At 60.2% G+C, this 16,560-nt stretch carries 12 protein-coding genes; 5 read left to right on the top strand and 7 right to left on the bottom strand.

All coding sequences use genetic code 11. From position 1 onward, the window contains the following. The first annotated feature begins 16 nt into the window (after positions 1-16). Positions 17-1,168: a M20 family metallopeptidase gene (locus AC24GY_RS12485; protein ID WP_487683275.1), complete on the top strand. Its 1,152-nt coding sequence runs from the start codon at positions 17-19 to the stop codon at positions 1,166-1,168. Here AC24GY_RS12485 and AC24GY_RS12480 read toward each other — a convergent pair whose 3' ends face one another. From AC24GY_RS12480 to gltB, 3 genes are all read right to left on the bottom strand, one after another. Next, positions 1,169-4,621, bottom strand: coding sequence for a S8 family serine peptidase (locus AC24GY_RS12480; protein WP_487683273.1), 3,453 nt, complete (start codon positions 4,619-4,621; stop codon positions 1,169-1,171). 224 nt (positions 4,622-4,845) lie between these two features. Then, positions 4,846-6,324 carry a glutamate synthase subunit beta gene (locus AC24GY_RS12475; protein WP_487683271.1) on the bottom strand — a complete coding sequence of 493 codons (1,479 nt, stop codon included), beginning with the start codon at positions 6,322-6,324 and terminating at the stop codon, positions 4,846-4,848. Between the two features lie 56 nt (positions 6,325-6,380). Beyond that, a complete protein-coding gene (gene gltB / locus AC24GY_RS12470) occupies positions 6,381-10,967 on the bottom strand; it encodes a glutamate synthase large subunit (RefSeq protein ID WP_487683269.1) in 4,587 nt (1,528 codons plus the stop codon). Between the two features lie 173 nt (positions 10,968-11,140). On the opposite strand from gltB, the gene AC24GY_RS12465 reads away from it, so the two are divergent. Beyond that, entirely contained in the window at positions 11,141-12,001 is an 861-nt protein-coding gene (locus AC24GY_RS12465; protein WP_461524303.1) for an MBL fold metallo-hydrolase, read from the top strand. 1 nt (position 12,002) lies between these two features. Next, positions 12,003-12,491: a hypothetical protein gene (locus tag AC24GY_RS12460; protein WP_487683267.1), complete on the top strand. Its 489-nt coding sequence runs from the start codon at positions 12,003-12,005 to the stop codon at positions 12,489-12,491. Between the two features lie 16 nt (positions 12,492-12,507). Here AC24GY_RS12460 and AC24GY_RS12455 read toward each other — a convergent pair whose 3' ends face one another. Together AC24GY_RS12455 and rpsT are read right to left on the bottom strand one after the other, a co-directional pair. Next, the gene (locus AC24GY_RS12455) at positions 12,508-13,428 is read right to left on the bottom strand and encodes an aldo/keto reductase (protein ID WP_487683265.1); all 921 of its coding nucleotides are present in this window, start codon (positions 13,426-13,428) and stop codon (positions 12,508-12,510) included. 96 nt (positions 13,429-13,524) lie between these two features. Then, a complete protein-coding gene (rpsT, locus tag AC24GY_RS12450; RefSeq protein ID WP_422314598.1) occupies positions 13,525-13,791 on the bottom strand; it encodes a 30S ribosomal protein S20 in 267 nt (88 codons plus the stop codon). 136 nt (positions 13,792-13,927) lie between these two features. Here rpsT and AC24GY_RS12445 point away from each other — a divergent pair, with 136 nt between their 5' ends. Then, positions 13,928-14,188: a hypothetical protein gene (locus AC24GY_RS12445; protein ID WP_294395960.1), complete on the top strand. Its 261-nt coding sequence runs from the start codon at positions 13,928-13,930 to the stop codon at positions 14,186-14,188. Here the strand turns inward: AC24GY_RS12445 and AC24GY_RS12440 are convergent. Both AC24GY_RS12440 and AC24GY_RS12435 read right to left on the bottom strand, forming a co-directional pair. Then, complete coding sequence (locus AC24GY_RS12440) at positions 14,185-14,631, bottom strand: SufE family protein (protein ID WP_487683262.1); 447 nt, start codon at positions 14,629-14,631, stop codon at positions 14,185-14,187. The genes AC24GY_RS12445 and AC24GY_RS12440 overlap by 4 nt on opposite strands. A gap of 2 nt (positions 14,632-14,633) precedes the next feature. Next, on the bottom strand, positions 14,634-15,662 hold the full coding sequence (locus tag AC24GY_RS12435; protein ID WP_487683260.1) for a DUF6807 domain-containing protein: 1,029 nt from the start codon (positions 15,660-15,662) through the stop codon (positions 14,634-14,636). Positions 15,663-15,702: 40 nt separating this feature from the next. Between AC24GY_RS12435 and AC24GY_RS12430 the strand changes: the two genes are divergently transcribed. Continuing rightward, complete coding sequence (locus AC24GY_RS12430) at positions 15,703-16,554, top strand: sugar phosphate isomerase/epimerase family protein (RefSeq protein WP_487683258.1); 852 nt, start codon at positions 15,703-15,705, stop codon at positions 16,552-16,554. Positions 16,555-16,560 lie beyond the last annotated feature (6 nt).

Below are 16,560 nucleotides of genomic sequence, written 5' to 3'. Positions count from 1 at the left end.
TGTGCCTTTCTCCCAGATGCCTCCATTTGCATCGAACGTCATCGAACTTACCCAGGCACTCGTGCGCATCCCCTCGGTCAATCCCGATGGCGACCCCGGCACCGACGGCATCGGCGAGCAACAATGCGCACAGTATGTCGCAGATTTTCTACGATCTGCCGGAGCTGAGGTGACGCTTGAAGAGGTCGAGGTTGCGCGTCCAAATGTCATCGGGCGCTTTCCCACGCATCCCAGCGCAAATGGCAGCCCCAAACCGCGCATCATCTTCGCCCCCCATACCGATACCGTCAGCGTCGGCGGCATGACCATCGAACCCTTCGGCGGCGAACTCCGCGACGGCAAAATCTGGGGGCGCGGAGCCTCTGACACCAAGGGCCCCATGGCCTCCATGCTCTGGGCCCTCTACGAAATGCGCGACGAAATCCCCTCTCTGCCGGTCGAAGTACACTTCGTCGGCTTCATGTCCGAGGAGAGCGCACAGCTTGGTTCTCAACACTTTACGAAGCATCATGGGCGTTATGACCTCGCCATCATCGGGGAGCCCACGAGCCTGAAGACCGTGTTTCGACATAAAGGCTGCCTCTGGGCTGACGTGCACACCACAGGTGTGGCAGTGCATGGCGCCACGCCGCATCTGGGTGTAAATGCGATCGTGAAAATGGCAAAGCTGGTCACTGCGCTCGATATGGACTTCCGCAAGACTTTGGCCGAAGCCAGTGGCGAGGACGAGTGGCTCGGGGCCAGTTCCATTAACCTCGGCATGATTCAGGGCGGCACACGCAGCAACATTGTGGCAGATTCATGCAAACTGCGCCTGGATATACGCACCACGCCGGGTTTGCAGCGTGCAGGCGGGGCTCTGGCGCTTCTGACAGATTTTGTTCAGCGTATTGACTCAACTGCCCGGGTCACCGTCGCCAGCGAGGCTTTTCACCTCGATACCGACCCCGAGAATGCCTTTGTGCAGAAGTTGATTGCCGCCGGGGCCGGTCTGACCGGCGCGCCGTGGTTCTGCGATGCTGCCTTTCTGGCAGTCGCGGGCACTCCGGCCATTGCCATCGGTCCCGGTTCGATTGCTCAGGCGCATACGAAGGATGAATTCATTGCCGTGAGTGACTTGGAGGAGGGGGTGACTTTTTTCCGTCGTTTCCTCGCCAGCTTGAAGTAATCAAGGAATCCCCACCCGGTAGAAACGGCGGGTTTTGGTTACTGCATTCAAGTCCGTCCATGTGGTGGATGTGCCGGTCGCCGTGAAAATGTTAGGGGTCCATTCCTTCAAGTCATCGCTGTATTCGATGAGGTAGTCATTGCCCGGCACGGATGGAAACTGCAGCGTGGTGCTCGTGCTGCGGGCGAGAACCGTTTGTGGGAAGCTGCGGGGATCGGCGTCGCTGGTGCCGAACCAGGTTTCGAGGTCTGAATGCACTCCGTCACCGTCATTGTCCAGATGAGTTTCGAACTGGTCAACCAGGCCGGAATCGAGGCCCGAAGCGGTGAAGTCATCCTTGATGTAAGACCATTTGAGCGTGTGGGAGCCGGAGGGAATCAGGAAGGCTTTGCGTGTCCAGCCCACTTCCCCGCTGATGGCTTCCTTTTCCACGTCGTCGATGTAGAAGCGCATGAAATCGTAGTCAGCTTCAGAAGAAATGCCCCAGTAGAAGGTCACTTTGCACGGCCCGGTGACCTGGGTGGTCATTTCACTGCGCTGGAGGTCTCCAATGGGGCCGCTGCGGGCCGCGTCATTGCCGTCATGCGCGTACAACCATTGCGGCACCCAAGTGAGATCGCCCGCAGACGTGATGGCTTGGGCTGGGGCGTCCAAGGCCTCCGCCAGACCTTGTGCGATGGTGCCCACCTGAAGCGTGATGACCTGGGTCGTGGTGCCGAAAGCGTTGGTGACGTGGAGCGTGATCTGGTACGTACCGGGTGCAGTGACGCTGCCGTAGAGCAGACCCGTCGTCGCATCCAGTGTGAGCCCGGGGGGCAGACCCTCGGCTGTGTAGGTCGATGGAGCGTTGGAGGCCATGATGACCTGCCGGAAATAGACGCCCTCATAGGCGTCCAAGGTCGTTGTGGTGATCACTGGAGCCGAGGTCGTGGGGGTGATGACGATTTGGTCCACCCAGCCAGCATCCTGTCCCTTGGCCACCGCCTGATCCTTCGTGTAGTAGATATCGATGTTATGAGGTCCCGGACCGACATCGGTCATGGAGGATTTCCAATCGGTTTCACCCGTGATGTAGTCCCGGACATATCCGTCCACTGTGAGCACGAGATAATCGTAGTTCTTTTCGGATGAAACCTTCCATTGGAACTCCAACCGCGCCGGGCCGTTCACGGTAAATTCCATGCCTGAATATTCCTCGTCATCGACCGTTGCGGTCTGCACCGCGTCCATGCCATCATGGGTCGTGATGGTCTGGCTAAAAGGATCACCAAATCCAAACGGCACGATTTTGAGGCTGGTCGGCTGCTCCACCGCACCCGACAGGGCAGGCGTGGCCGCAAGAATGTAAAAGTAGGCGAAGTCTGAGGTGGTTCCAGTGGCGTTGGTGGCGCTTTGCCAGCCTTCGAACACACCGGTCACCTGCGGTGTGCCGGTGATCAGCCCGGTGGTGGGATTGAGGGTGAGACCCGCAGGCAATGAGCCAGTGGCATAGGTTCCGGCACCAAAACTCGTGGTGAAATTGGAGGCGGTCATCTGCTGATTCATCTCCCAGCCTTCACGGCCTACGACGATCCAGTTGGAGGTGATGACGGGCAGGGGCAGCGCGCTGTCCGTCGGCGTGCCGTAAAAGGTGATGGTGGCGTCAGTCAGTGTGCCGACATCCCCCACCACCTGGTCGATGGCCTGCAGCTTCCAGTCGCCCACAGAGCGCTCGCCCCAGCAATGCGTGGTCATGAAGGTCCAGTCGAGATCGGCCCCGTTGTCATTGAAGCGAGAGCGGGCCAACCGCACTGAGATGCCACTGGGGGAAACGAGACGCCACTCCAGGTTGCCGCGATTTGGGTGAGCGGCTTTGACATGCACGGTGATGTGTTCCAGCCGCAGATTGTCGGCGAGGGGAACGGTGAAGGTTTTGGAGACACCGCTTTTGTCGTAGTCCGGTATGGGCAGGTTCAGCGCTGCGGCCGCATAGGTGTGAGACTGGCGCGGGGCGACGTTGGTCCAGGTGGAGGCCAGGGCTGTGGCCTGCTGCGCGTTCACCAGACCGGCGCCGTATTTGATGTTGAAGTGGAAACCCGCGCCATTGGTGATCCAGTCGCCATCGAATGCGTCATTCTGAGTGGCGCTGCGGACGAGAATCTCCTGCACATCCCGCGTGGAAAGGTTCGGATTCGCCTGCAGCATGAGCGCCACGACGCCTGCGACGGCAGGCGTGGCCGACGACGTGCCGCCAAAAGTGTTGGTGTAGCTGGGGTCGGTGAAATCGGGGTACTCGACCGTGCCGCCATCTTCATTGTAACCCAGCGTCCCGGTTCGGTCCGTGGTGGTGATGCCTTCCTTGCCACCATTGGAGGGAGCGCAGACAAGAATGTTGGCACCGGGTTCGCTGTAAAAGGACGACCTGCCTTTGTCGTTCATGGCGGAGACGGCGATGGCATGGATCGAATTGGCCCAGCCGTCATAATTTGAATCGTCTCCGTTGCCGTTGCCATTGCCTGCCGCCCAGAGGAACACGGTGCCTTTGCCGTTGCGACCCGTCGTGGCCGCATCCTCCAGCGCCTGCGCGCTGAGGACGTCCGGGCCCCCGGAGCCGAATGCACCGTCATAGGGCCCCCAGCTGTTGCTCTTCACCGCGATGAGATCCTTTTGATAGGCGAAGGCATCCGCCTCCTGCTGGTCGCTGGTGGGAGCGGCGATCAGACGCAGGCCCACCAGCGTTGCCTCGGGAGCCACGCCGGAGCCGCCGATGCCGTTGTTGCCGCGCGCGGCCGCCACCCCTGCGCAGGAGGTGCCGTGGAAGTTCGTCGCGCCTGGGGAGGGATCGCTATCATTGTCGTTGAAGTCGAAGCTGTGGGAGAGATCCACGTTCGGCGCGAGATCAGGGTGTCCGACCTCCAGACCATCATCGACGATGGCGATGCGCACCCCCGTGCCTTTGTAGCTGTCCCAGACGCTCAGCACATTCAAATCGGAACCGGCGACGGCACCGTTCTGGCCGGTGTTGCTCAAATGCCACTGGTAGCCGGGATTCGCAGCGTTGTAGGCAACGTATGGGTCATTGGGGACGAAACGGTGAAACAGCTGGTGCGCGAGCAGGGGTGCGGCTGAGCGCACTCCGGGTGCTTTAAGCAGGCTGGCAGCTCCCTTGATGGCTGCATCCGCATTCCCGGCGAATTCAACGACGGCGTATTTGCCGCGCGCCGAGGTTTGCGTGACACCCGCCACCTGGGCCAGCGAGGCAGCGGGCGTACCGGGAGCCAGCTCAACCAGCACGCGTTTTGTGAGCCAGCGCCGCGTGCCATCGTTTTGAGGCGCCCCTTTTTCATACACCACCCATTCACCCTTTGGGCCGGACTCGGTCAGGGACCGCTCAAACTGCTTTCCGCCCACGACGATCTGCCCCAGCAATGAGCTGCTGCAAAGGAGGAAGGTCAGAAGGGTGGCAAAACGCATCGGAAGGGAGACACTCGAACCGGAAGGATGCTCAGAAGTTGGCTCAATTGCCACCTAAAATGAGCGTTCGATGGCTCCCACAGGTTGTCAGCCGGTGTCCTACATGGCTGCCTGGGCATCAGAAGTGAAAGTATTTCCCAGGTTCCTCGAAAAATCCCGAACGGTACAAAAAAACCCGGAGTTCAGGGAACCCCGGGTTTTAAAGAGTCAGTCTTGGTTGCTGATTACGGGAGAGCCGTCTCACCCATCAGGAAGCGATCGCACTCGCGGGCGGCGCCACGGCCTTCGTTGAAGGCCCAGACGACAAGGGACTGGCCACGGCGGCAGTCACCGGCGGCAAAGACGCCGGGGATGCTGGTGGTGTATTTCTCGTGCTCGGCTTTCACGTTGCTGCGGGCGTCGCGCTCGATGTTGAGGGCGTCGAGAAGAGGCTGTTCTGGCCCGAGGAAGCCCATGGCGAGCAGGACGAGCTGCGCAGGGAGGACTTTTTCGGTTCCTGGGATCTTCTGCGGGCCGAAGTTGCCCTTTTCGTCCTTCTTCCACTCGACGTTGACGACATGGACGGCTTTGACATTGCCATCGGCATCGCCTTCAAAGTGGGTGGCGGTGGTGAGATAGACGCGGGGATCGTCGCCGAACTTGGCGGCGGCTTCTTCCTGACCGTAGTCCATCTTGTAGGTCTTGGGCCATTCGGGCCATGGATTGTTCGCAGCGCGGGTGAGCGGCGGCTTGGCCATGATTTCGAGCTGGGTGACGGTGGTGCAGCCGTGGCGCACGCTGGTGCCCACGCAATCGGTACCGGTGTCACCGCCACCGATAATGACGACGTCCTTGCCGTCTGCGGTGATGTATTTGCCGGAGGGATCGAGCACGGCCTTGGTGTTCGCCGTGAGGAAGTCCATGGCGAAGTGGATGCCCTTCAGTTCGCGGCCGGGGATCGGCAGATCGCGTGGTTTGGTGGCACCCGTGCAGATGACGACGGCGTCGAAATCCTTGAGGAGCTGCTCGGCGGTGATGTCGGTGCCAACGTTGACGTTGCACTTGAAGATGACACCGCTGTCTTCGAGCAGCTTCACACGACGGAGGACGACCTCGTTCTTGTCGAGCTTCATGTTGGGGATGCCATACATGAGCAGGCCGCCGGGGCGGTCAGCACGTTCGAGAACGGTGACGGTATGGCCGGCCCGGTTGAGCTGGGCAGCAGCGCTGAGTCCGGCAGGACCGGAGCCGATGATGGCGACTTTCTTGCCGGTGCGCTGGTCTGGCACATCGGGTTTCACCCAGCCTTCTTCCCAGCCTTTGTCGATGATGCTGACTTCGATGTTCTTGATCGTCACCGGCGGTTCGTGAATGCCGAGCACGCAGGAGCCTTCGCAAGGAGCGGGGCAGACGCGGCCGGTGAATTCCGGGAAGTTGTTCGTCTTGTGCAGGCGGTCGAGCGCCTCTTTCCACAGGCCGCGGAAAACGAGATCGTTCCATTCAGGGATGATGTTGTTGATCGGGCAGCCGCTGGCCATGCCGCTGATGAGGGTGCCGCTGTGGCAGAACGGAATGCCGCAGTCCATGCAGCGGGCGCCCTGATTCTTCAGGCGCTCCTCTGGCAGGTGCAGGTGGAACTCCTTCCAATCTTTGACACGCTCAAGCGGGTCGCGGTCTGCGGGGAGTTCGCGTTCGAATTCGATGAAGCCGGTTGGTTTTCCCATGGTCTCTTGTCTGTGAAAAGGTGATGTCTGTTGGTTTGTGGCGCGTGATGTCGATGCTAGCTGCCGCCGATACGGGCGACGTCGCGGGCGTTGGCTTCAAAGGCGGCGTTGAGGGCGTCGTCGCCAGTGAGGCCGTCGTCCTTGGCCTTCTTGATGGCCTGGAGCACCCGCTTGTAATCCTTGGGCATCACTTTGACAAACTTGGGCACCATCTGCTCCCAGAGTGCGAGAACCTTGAAGGCTTTCTGGCTCTTGGTGAGGTCGGCGTGCTTTTTGATGAGTTCGTAGAGGCTGTCGATCTCGGCTTTGTCCTCGAGTTTTTCGAGGCCGGCCATCTGCGTGTTGCAGCGGGTGGCGAAATCGCCCTCTTCATCGAGAACGTAGGCTTCGCCACCGCTCATGCCTGCGGCGAAGTTGCGTCCGGTGGTGCCGAGCACGACCACGCGACCGCCGGTCATGTATTCGCAGCCGTGGTCACCCACGCCTTCGACGACAGTATCGACACCCGAGTTGCGCACTGCGAAGCGTTCACCGGCCCTGCCACGCAGGAAGAGCTCGCCGCTCGTCGCGCCATAGAGCGCGGTGTTGCCGGCGATGATGTTGTCTTCGGCGGCAAAGTCGGAACCTTCCGGCGGATAGATGATGATGCGACCGCCGCTGAGGCCCTTGCCGATGTAGTCGTTGCCGTCGCCTTCGAGTTCGAGGGTGACACCTTTGGGAACAAAGGCGCCGAAGCTCTGACCGGCGGTACCGTTGAACTTGATGTGCACGGTGTCGTCCGGCAGACCGTGCCAGTGGCGCTTGGTGATCTCGTTGCCGAGGATCGTGCCGACGGTGCGGTTGACGTTGCGGATGGCGACGGTGGCGGTGACTTTTTCACCCTTCTCGATGGCCGGTTTGCACAGGTCGAGAAGCGTGGTGATGTCGAGCGAGCGGTCGATGCCGTGATCCTGCACTTCGGTGCAGAAGCGTCCGACTTCGGGGCCGACGTCCGGCTGATAAAGCAGGTTGGACAGGTCGATGCCGCGAGCTTTCCAGTGATCGATGGCGTCGCGGGCTTCGAGCACTTCCGTGCGGCCCACCATTTCCTGCAGCGTGCGGAAGCCAAGCTTGGCCATAAGCTCACGCACTTCCATGGCGATGAAGCGCATGAAGTTGGCGGCATGCTCGGGATCGCCGCTGAACTTGGCACGCAGTTGCGGATCCTGGGTGGCGACACCGACAGGGCAGGTGTTCAGATGGCAGACGCGCATCATGATGCAGCCCAGGGTGACGAGCGGAGCGGTGGCGAAGCCGAACTCCTCAGCGCCGAGCAGTGCGGCGATGATGACGTCACGACCGGTTTTCATCTGGCCATCCGCCTCGACGACGATGCGGCTGCGCAGATTGTTGAGGACGAGGGTCTGATGGGTTTCGGCGAGGCCGAGTTCCCATGGCAGGCCGGCGTGTTTCACGGAGGTCTGCGGGGAGGCACCGGTGCCGCCGTCGAAACCGGAGATGAGAACGACGTCGGAGTGAGCCTTGGCCACGCCGGCGGCGATGGTGCCGACGCCGACTTCGGAGACGAGCTTCACGCTGACGCGGGCTGCGCGGTTCGCATTCTTCAAATCGTGGATGAGCTGGGCCAGATCCTCGATGGAGTAGATGTCGTGATGCGGAGGCGGCGAGATGAGGCCGACACCCGGAGTGGAACCACGCACCTTGGCGATCCAAGGATAGACTTTCGAGCCAGGAAGCTGGCCGCCTTCACCGGGCTTGGCGCCCTGGGCCATCTTGATCTGGATTTCGCGTGCCTGGGACAGGTAGAGGCTGGTGACGCCGAAACGACCGGAAGCCACCTGCTTGATGGCGCTGTTCTTCGAGTCACCCTTCTCGTTGGTCCAGGTGTAACGTGCCTCATCTTCGCCGCCCTCGCCGGTGTTCGACTTGCCGCCGACACGGTTCATGGCGATGGCGAGCGCCTCGTGCGCTTCGCTGGAGATGGAGCCGTAGCTCATCGCGCCCGTCTTGAAGCGCTTCATGATGGACTCGACGGATTCGACTTCTTCGATCGGCACCGCTTTGCGTGGCTTGAAGTCCAGCAGGCCGCGCAGGGTGTAGAACTGCTTCACCTGCGTGTTCACCAGGGCGGTGTACTGCTGGAAAGTCTCGTAGCTGCCGGTGCGCACAGCCTTCTGCAGGGTGTGGATGGTGAGCGGATTGAAGAGATGCGCCTCGCCGTCTTTGCGCCACTGGTAATCACCACCGACGTCGAGGGCGTGGACCTGGGAATCGCGCTCTGGGAAGCCGCGCAGATGGCGCTGGACGGCTTCTTCCGCGATGACCTTGATGTCGCTGCCTTCAATGCGGGTGGCGGTCCAGGTGAAGTATTTATCGACCACGCTCTGGCTGAGACCAACGGCTTCAAAGATCTGCGCACCGCGATAGCTCTGCATCGTGGAGATGCCGATCTTCGAGGCGACCTTGATGACGCCCTTGGTGGCGGCCTTGATGAAATTGTACACCGCCGTCTTGTGGTCCACTTTGACGAGGAGACCCTGACGGATCATGTCATCGAGAGTTTCGAAGGCGAGGTAAGGATTGATGGCACCGCAGCCGTACCCGATGAGCGTGCAGAAGTGGTGAACTTCGCGGGGTTCGCCGGATTCCAAGACGAGATCGCACTGGGTGCGGGTGCCTTTGCGGATGAGGTGATGATGCAGGCCGCCGACGGCGAGGAGTGCCGGGATGGCAGCCTTGTCAGCACAGACGCCACGATCGGAAAGGATGAGGATGTTCCACCCTTGGGTGACCAGTTCATCTGCTTTGGCGCAGATTTTGGCCATGGCCTTCTCCAGACCGACAGCACCCTCTTTGGGATCAAACAGGATGTTGATGGTGGCGGCTTTGAACTGGCCCTGGGCCACGCTCTTGAGCTTGGCCAGATCTTCATTGCTGAGGATCGGTGTCTTGAGCTCAATCAGGTGGCAGCTCTCAGGCGTCGGATCGAGCAGATTGCCTTCCGCACCGATGGTGGTGATCGGCGAAGTGACGATTTCCTCGCGGATACAGTCGATCGGCGGGTTGGTGACCTGGGCGAAGAGCTGTTTGAAGTAATCGTAGAGCAGCTTCGATTTGTTCGAGAGCACGGCCAGAGGGATGTCGGTGCCCATGGAGCCGATGGCTTCCACGCCCTCTCTGCCCATGGGAACCATGAGCTTGCGAAGGTCTTCAAAGCTGTAACCGAAGGCCTGCTGGCGCTGCAGCATGGTTTCGTGATCAGGCGGGGCCACTGGCTCACCGTCCTTGATGTCAGCGAGGTGTACGAGGTGCTTGTCCAGCCACTCGCGGTAGGGCTTCTCAGCGGCGATCTTTGCCTTGATTTCGTCGTCGGGGACGATGCGGCCTTCTTCCATGTTCACGATGAACATCTTGCCAGGCTGCAGACGGCCTTTGAGCTTCACATTTTCAGGAGCGATGGGCAGGACACCGGCTTCGGAAGCCATGATGACGAGGTCGTCCTTGGTGACGTAGTAGCGGGAGGGGCGGAGGCCGTTGCGGTCCAGGGTGGCGCCCATCATGGTGCCATCCGTGAATGCCACGGAAGCCGGGCCGTCCCAAGGTTCCATCAAGCAGGAATGATATTCGTAGAAGGCCTTGCGCTGGTCATCCATGGACTCATGGCCGCTCCAGGGCTCAGGAATCATCATCATCATGGCATGCGGCAACGAGCGGCCGCCCATGACGAGGAGTTCGAGCACGTTGTCGAACATGGCGGAGTCGGAGCCGCTTTCGTTGACGATGGGGAAGAGCTTTTTGACGTCCGGGAACAGCGGGCTGGCCAGCAGGGACTGACGTGCCTTCATCCAGCTGATGTTGCCACGCAGCGTGTTGATTTCGCCGTTGTGGGCGATGTAGCGATAGGGATGCGAGCGCTCCCAGCTTGGAAAGGTGTTGGTCGAGAAACGGGAGTGCACCAGCGCCAGAGCGGACTCCATGTCCGGATCCTGCAGGTCGAGGAAATACTTTCCGACCTGCTCGGGCATGAGCATGCCTTTGTACACCAGAGTGCGGGAGGACAGGCTGGAGCAGTACCAGAAGCTGTCAGTCTCTGCGGTGCGGATCGCGGTCACCGCGCGCTTGCGGATGATGTAGAGCTTGCGCTCAAAGGTCTGCTGATCCGGGCAGTTTTCTCCGCGCTGCACGAAGGCCATGCGCATGAAGGGCTCGCTGGCCTTCGCCGAGAGGCCGATCATGGAATTGTCCACCGGCACATCGCGCCAGCCGAGCACTTTCTGACCTTCTTCCTCGGCCACTTTTTCAAAGGCGCGTGCCGCAGCGGCGCGCTCAGCTGCATCGGGTGAGCAGTAGGCCATGGCGACGCCGTATTGACCTTCAGCCGGCAGGGTGAAACCCTCCTTGGCAGCCACCTTGCGCAGGAATTTGTCAGGCACCTGCATCAGGATGCCGGCACCGTCTCCCGTGTTCTTTTCACTGCCCACCGCTCCGCGATGGTCCAGGTTGATCAGAATGGTCAGCCCTTGCTGTACGATGGAGTGAGAACGTTTTCCCTTCATCTGACAAATGAACCCGACGCCGCAGGCGTCGTGCTCGAATTGCGGATCATATAGGCCTTGTTTCGGGGGGAGTCCGTGGTTTCTCATTTTTGCGTCAAAAGGGGGTCGGCATTTAGGCCATGCAAGGGAGTAAATCAACCAGCATTCTATCGGCCAAGATGGCACCTATTTTAAATCTCCGAAGCAATCCGGGGGGGCTTCACCTCCATGCGAGGCTCATCCGCCTTGCATCTGACGAGGCCAGCCGCTAAAAACAGAGCATGGTGAGATTAACAATTCTTGGCAGCGGCAGTTCGGGGAACTGCGCTGTTATTTCGACAGAACGCACCACTTTGCTTCTCGATGCCGGATTGAGCGCCAAGCAAATCTGCTTGCGGCTGGACGCCTGCGGCTTCTCCCTCGACATGCTGGACGGCATCCTGCTGACGCATGAGCACCAGGATCACACGGGGGGAATTGAGGTTTTGAGCCGCAAGCGCCAGGTTCCCCTGTTTTGCACCGCCCTGACCCAGGAAACCCTGGCTGGGAGCCTTGGATTTCGCAAACCTCCCATCTGGCGGCTCATGACGACGGGGGCGGCTTTTGAGTTTCAGGACCTGCGGATCGAGTCTTTTCCGGTGCCGCATGATGCGGTGGATCCGGTCGGTTTTGTGATTTCCGATGAGGAATCCCGCCTGGGGGTGCTCAGCGACGTGGGATTCGTGACGAATCTGATCAAGGACCGCCTCAGGAATTCCGACAGCCTCTTCATTGAGGCCAATTACGACACCCAGCTGCTGGAAAATGACACCAAGCGTCCTTGGTCCACGAAGCAGCGCATCAGCTCGCGCCATGGCCATCTTTCGAACGATCAGGCCGCTGAACTCGTCCGTGAAATCGCGCATCCGGGGCTGAGTCACGTGGTGCTGGGGCATTTGAGCGATGACTGCAATGACCCCGCCACGGCCTCCCGGTACATCAGGCAGGCGCTGGATGCCGCCGGAGCCCCTGAGGCGCGGGTGGTGTGTGCCGAACGCCACAAGCCCACGCCGACCATCGAAGTCGTGCGCCGCCGCAGCAGCGGTGTGAGCTTTTGCGTGGCGGCTTCATCGGATTCCACCGGACAACTGGCCCTTTTTTGACATGAAAAAGATCATCCTTCGCGTCCTGCTGGTTCTGTTTTTGATCGAGGGCCTCTGGCTGGCATGGTGGGTTTTTGGGCGTTCCCCGGAGGAGCAGGTGCGTGCCGCGCAGGCGAATTTGATCGAGGCGGTTGAAGATCGTGACTGGAAGAAACTGGAGAGGTTGATGGCTCCCAACTACACGGATGCCTTTGGCCACAATCACGACACGGCGATTCTGGACGGGCGCAAATATCTGAGCGGCTTCTTCACGCTGATCTTGAAGACGGAGCAAACCACCCTCAAAGCGACGAAAGGGCAGGGGATGGTGACCACGATGATCCGCCTCGAACGCAATGGCGTGGGATACAGCCACATGATCGTGGGGTATGTGAACCAGTTTACTGAGCCGTGGACTTTTCACTGGAGCAATCCCGGCCGCTGGCCATGGAACTGGCAGGTGAACCTGATCCACCACAACCAGCTCGTAATCCCGCAAGTGCAAGAATGACCGCGCTGAGCGGGCCTCACGGCACGCCGTGACCTTTGGCAGCCTCCCAGAGGCCGTACCAGTCTTCGCGCTCCAGCTTGATGTCCGCCGCTTTCACCACGGCCTGGATACGTTCCAGCTTATTGGTGCCGATGATCGGCAGCGGGCAGGAAGGATGAGCCATGATCCAGGCGTAAGCGAGTTGGTCGAGCGTGGCGCCGCCGTATTTGGCGGAGAGCTCGGCGGCTTTGGCATGGAGACGGACGGCGGCAGGGTCTGTTTTCTCCATCAGGGCACCTTTGGCCAGGGGGGACCAGGCCATGGGCAGGATGCGGTGGCGCTGGCATTGATCCGCAGTGCCGTCATAGATCGGGTCCATGTGCAGCAGGCTGAACTCGACCTGATTCGTCACCAGCGGCTGATCCATGCGCGAGTTCAGCAGATCGAACTGGTGCACATTGTAATTCGAGACGCCGGCGCTGCGGATTTTGCCGTCTTTGAGCAGCTTGTTCAGGCCCTCGGCGGTTTCGTCGGCGCTGGTCAGCCAGTCTGGGCGGTGCACGAGCAGCAGGTCGATTTCATCAATGCCCATGAAGCGCAGCGATTTTTCAGCGCTTTTGATGATGCGGGCGGCCGTGACGTTGTAGTGGGCGACTTTGCGGTCGGGATGAAACTCGCAGGGGATGTAGATGCCACATTTGGTGACGATCTCGATCTTGCTGCGGAAAGCGGGGTCGAGCTTGAGCGCGCCGCCGATGGCTTCCTCGACCTTATAAACGCCATAAATTTCTGCCGTGTCGAGTGTGGTGATGCCCATGTCTGCACATGCCTTGAAGCGGCTAAGAAGCGCCTGCGGGGTGCAATTGGCCGGGTCGGCCTCATCGAGGATGCGCCAGGTGCCGTAAACGAGGCGTGAGAACTCAGGGCCGTTGGGGGCGATTTTGTGGCGGGTGATCATGGGGTTGCGATCTTTGCTGGCCTTGCCTCGTAGGACAAACAAAAAACGGCACCTCTTGCGAGATGCCGTTTGGAAACAGGTTTTGAAACGGACCGCTTACTTCGTCAGGGCGCTGACCTTGACGGCGAGGCGGCTCTTCAGACGGGAGGAGGTGTTCTTCTTGAGAACGTTGGTCTTGGCGGCCTTGTCGGCGGCGGAAGCGAATTCGCTGAGGGAGGCTGCGGCTGCGGCTGCGTCCTTCTTCTCAATAGCGGCGACCACCTTCTTGCGCAGGGTGCGGATGCGGCTCTTCACCGTCTGGTTGTGAGCGGTGCGGACCGTCGTTTTGCGGATGTCTTTTTCTGCGGAGCGGATGTTGGCCATAAAAGGAGCGGGGGAAAGGGGCGACGAGAATAGGACGACACCCCCCGCCTGTCAAACTGGAATCCTGTCTGTGTACAACTGGCAGGTTTTGCTTGGCTCCGGAGGGCAATTCCGGTAGAACCGCTGCATACCACCCATGATCGAAGTCGAAATCTACGCGCCCGGCCTCCGTTCTGAGTCCAATGTGATGCAGCTCCGCAACCAAATGGACCACTTTCCCAAGGTCCGCTACAAGGTGGATGCCCGCCATGACCTGGTCTATTTCGAGATCGACAAGCCCGGAGACATCAGCCAGATGGAAATTCACCAGATCTTTGATGCCATTGATCTGCAGCCCCGGTTTGTGGGCCAGATTCCCGAGGAACTGCGCACGGGACAGACCACGAGGCTGGGCTAATTCACAGCTTTTTGCAGCGCTTGGGCCACCTGTTTCATGCGGCCCAGGACGTAGTACACGGTCTGGCTGCGCAGCCGGACCAGGTCTGCACCGACGATGCGAGGCACAAAATCCTGCGGCACCGCCAGGACCTCTGAGAGCGTCGATCCATTCAGCCCGCGGCAGAGGATGGTGGCCATCGCTTTCGTCAGGGTCTGCACCTTGGGCCCCAGGCTGATGGCAAAATGAACGTGGTCTCCGTGCTCAAGGCGGGCGTGTACCCCGACGGTGTCCGTGCATTCCGCATCGTGCCGTACATTCTCCAGATCAAACTTTTCGCCCGCTTTCGGTGCGTAGCTGGGCGCAGCAGCCGCGAGGTCGATTAAATTCTCCCGTCGCTCGCCTTCGGGCAGCGATTCAAAAAAGGTGATCAGTTCGCCCAAGGCGGCGGGGTATTCGGCCATGCTCACTTCTTGGCCGGTTTGAGCGCCAAATCCACCACGGGCATGGCGATGAATTTCTGCCACTGCGCCTCGCTCTCGGCCTGCGAAGCCACGCCGTCATGCACCCACAGGGCGTAGCGCACGCGCAGCTTTTTCTCCTCAGTGACCTCCACCGGGGTGTCCAGGCTCAGGCAGCAGCCCATCCAGCCGTCATTGCGGACATGGAAGGCGGTGGGGTTGTGCGGATTCATGGGGTGATTCATCAAGGTGATGCCGCCGAAGCCGTCAGCGTCGTTGGTGATGCGCCCGCTGTAGTCGCACCAGCGCGCTGGTTTGCGGAAGACGGCTTCCTCATTGAGCTGCCCTTCGGAGTTCAGGATGCGGCCGCCGCCGTCGTGCACGCCGATGCTCTTCGCCATTCGCACCGCCACCAGCCCGAAGCCGGTGGCGCCAAAGGTTGCCGTCTTGCCCTTCGGGGGTGAGAACTCCAGGTCGATGATCATGAACCAGCTTTTGGCACCGTCGATGGGGCGGATCTCCGTGCGGCGCACCTCGGTCAATTGTATCGATTTGTCTGCTTCGCTGATCCAGTGGTTCACCATGCGCATGGAGGCAAACTCGTCGGTGTCTTCGTAGCCTTCACGCGAGACCTCCACATTGATGATGCGGCCCTGCTTTTTGGCGTAGTCGCCCCAGAAATCGAGGTCGTTCACCATGTTGTGCGTCACCCACACGCTGTTGTGGTGGGAATGAGTCAGCGGGTCATGCGGATGCCCCATGCGGGTGAGGCTGACGTCTTTGGAGGCCCGGATGGGGTGCCAGAATGGGCGCATGTCCTGCGGATCGAAATGCATGGCGGTCAGCTCCCGGCCTTCGAGCTGAAACGAGGTGATGTGATGCGGCATAGGAACGGCCTGCACGCGCGGTATGGGTTTCGCTGTGGGCAGTTGGGCCAGGGCAGCCGTGGCAGAAATGAAAAACAGGAAGGAGTGTTTCAGCATCTCTCCACAACGCTGCTCCACGGTGCCCTTTTCCATTCTCAGTTCTTCCATTTCTCCGAGAACTCGCCAAAATCCCCGCTTCCATCCATCCATGAAGCACATCCTTCTCTCACTCCTCCTCGCCACCGCATCCTTTGCGGCCACGATCCCTGAAGCCGCCAAAGTCGGCCAGTTTTTCGCAGGCTGCCAGGCCTACAGCTTCCGCATGTACAATGTGTTTGAAGCCATCGACAAGACCGCGCAGAGCGGTGGCAAGACCATCGAATTCTACCCTGGTCAGAAATTTTCAACTGCCAAGCCGGATGCGAAGTGGGACCACAATGCCACGCCGGAAATGATCGACGAGGTCATGAAGCACCTCGAAGCCAAGGGGCTCACCGCTGTCGGCTACGGTGTGGTCAAGCTTGGCCAGGATGACGTTTCCAACCGCAAGATTTTTGAGTTCTGCAAGAAGCTGGGCATTGGCGTGATCGTCACGGAGCCTGATGTGACCGCGCTCGACAAGATCGAAGCGCTTGTGAAGGAATTCGACATCAAGATGGCCATTCACAACCATCCGAAGCGCCCGCTGGACCGCGCCTACATGTTCTGGGACCCGAACTACGTGCTCGATCTCGTCAAAAACCGCGACCCTCGCATGGGCTCCTGCGCAGACGTGGGCCACTGGGTGCGCAGCGGGCTGAACCCCGTGGATTGCATCAAGATCCTCAAGGGCCGCATCTTTGACAGCCACATGAAGGACCTCACGGCCTTCGGTGACGTCAAAGCTCATGATCTTCCTTTTGGCACCGGCAAGAGCGACATCCCCGCCATCCTTGCTGAATACACCGCCCAAGGCTATCCCGGCCCCCTTCACTGCGAATATGAGCACAACTGGGAGACCAGCGTGCCTGAGATCACCCAGTGCATGGACTTTGTGCGCAACTGGAAGGCTGCCAAGTAAGGTAGA

The sequence above is a fragment of the Prosthecobacter sp. Pr1 genome, assembly GCF_057652315.1.
This window is presented reverse-complemented; position numbering and strand designations above follow the sequence as displayed.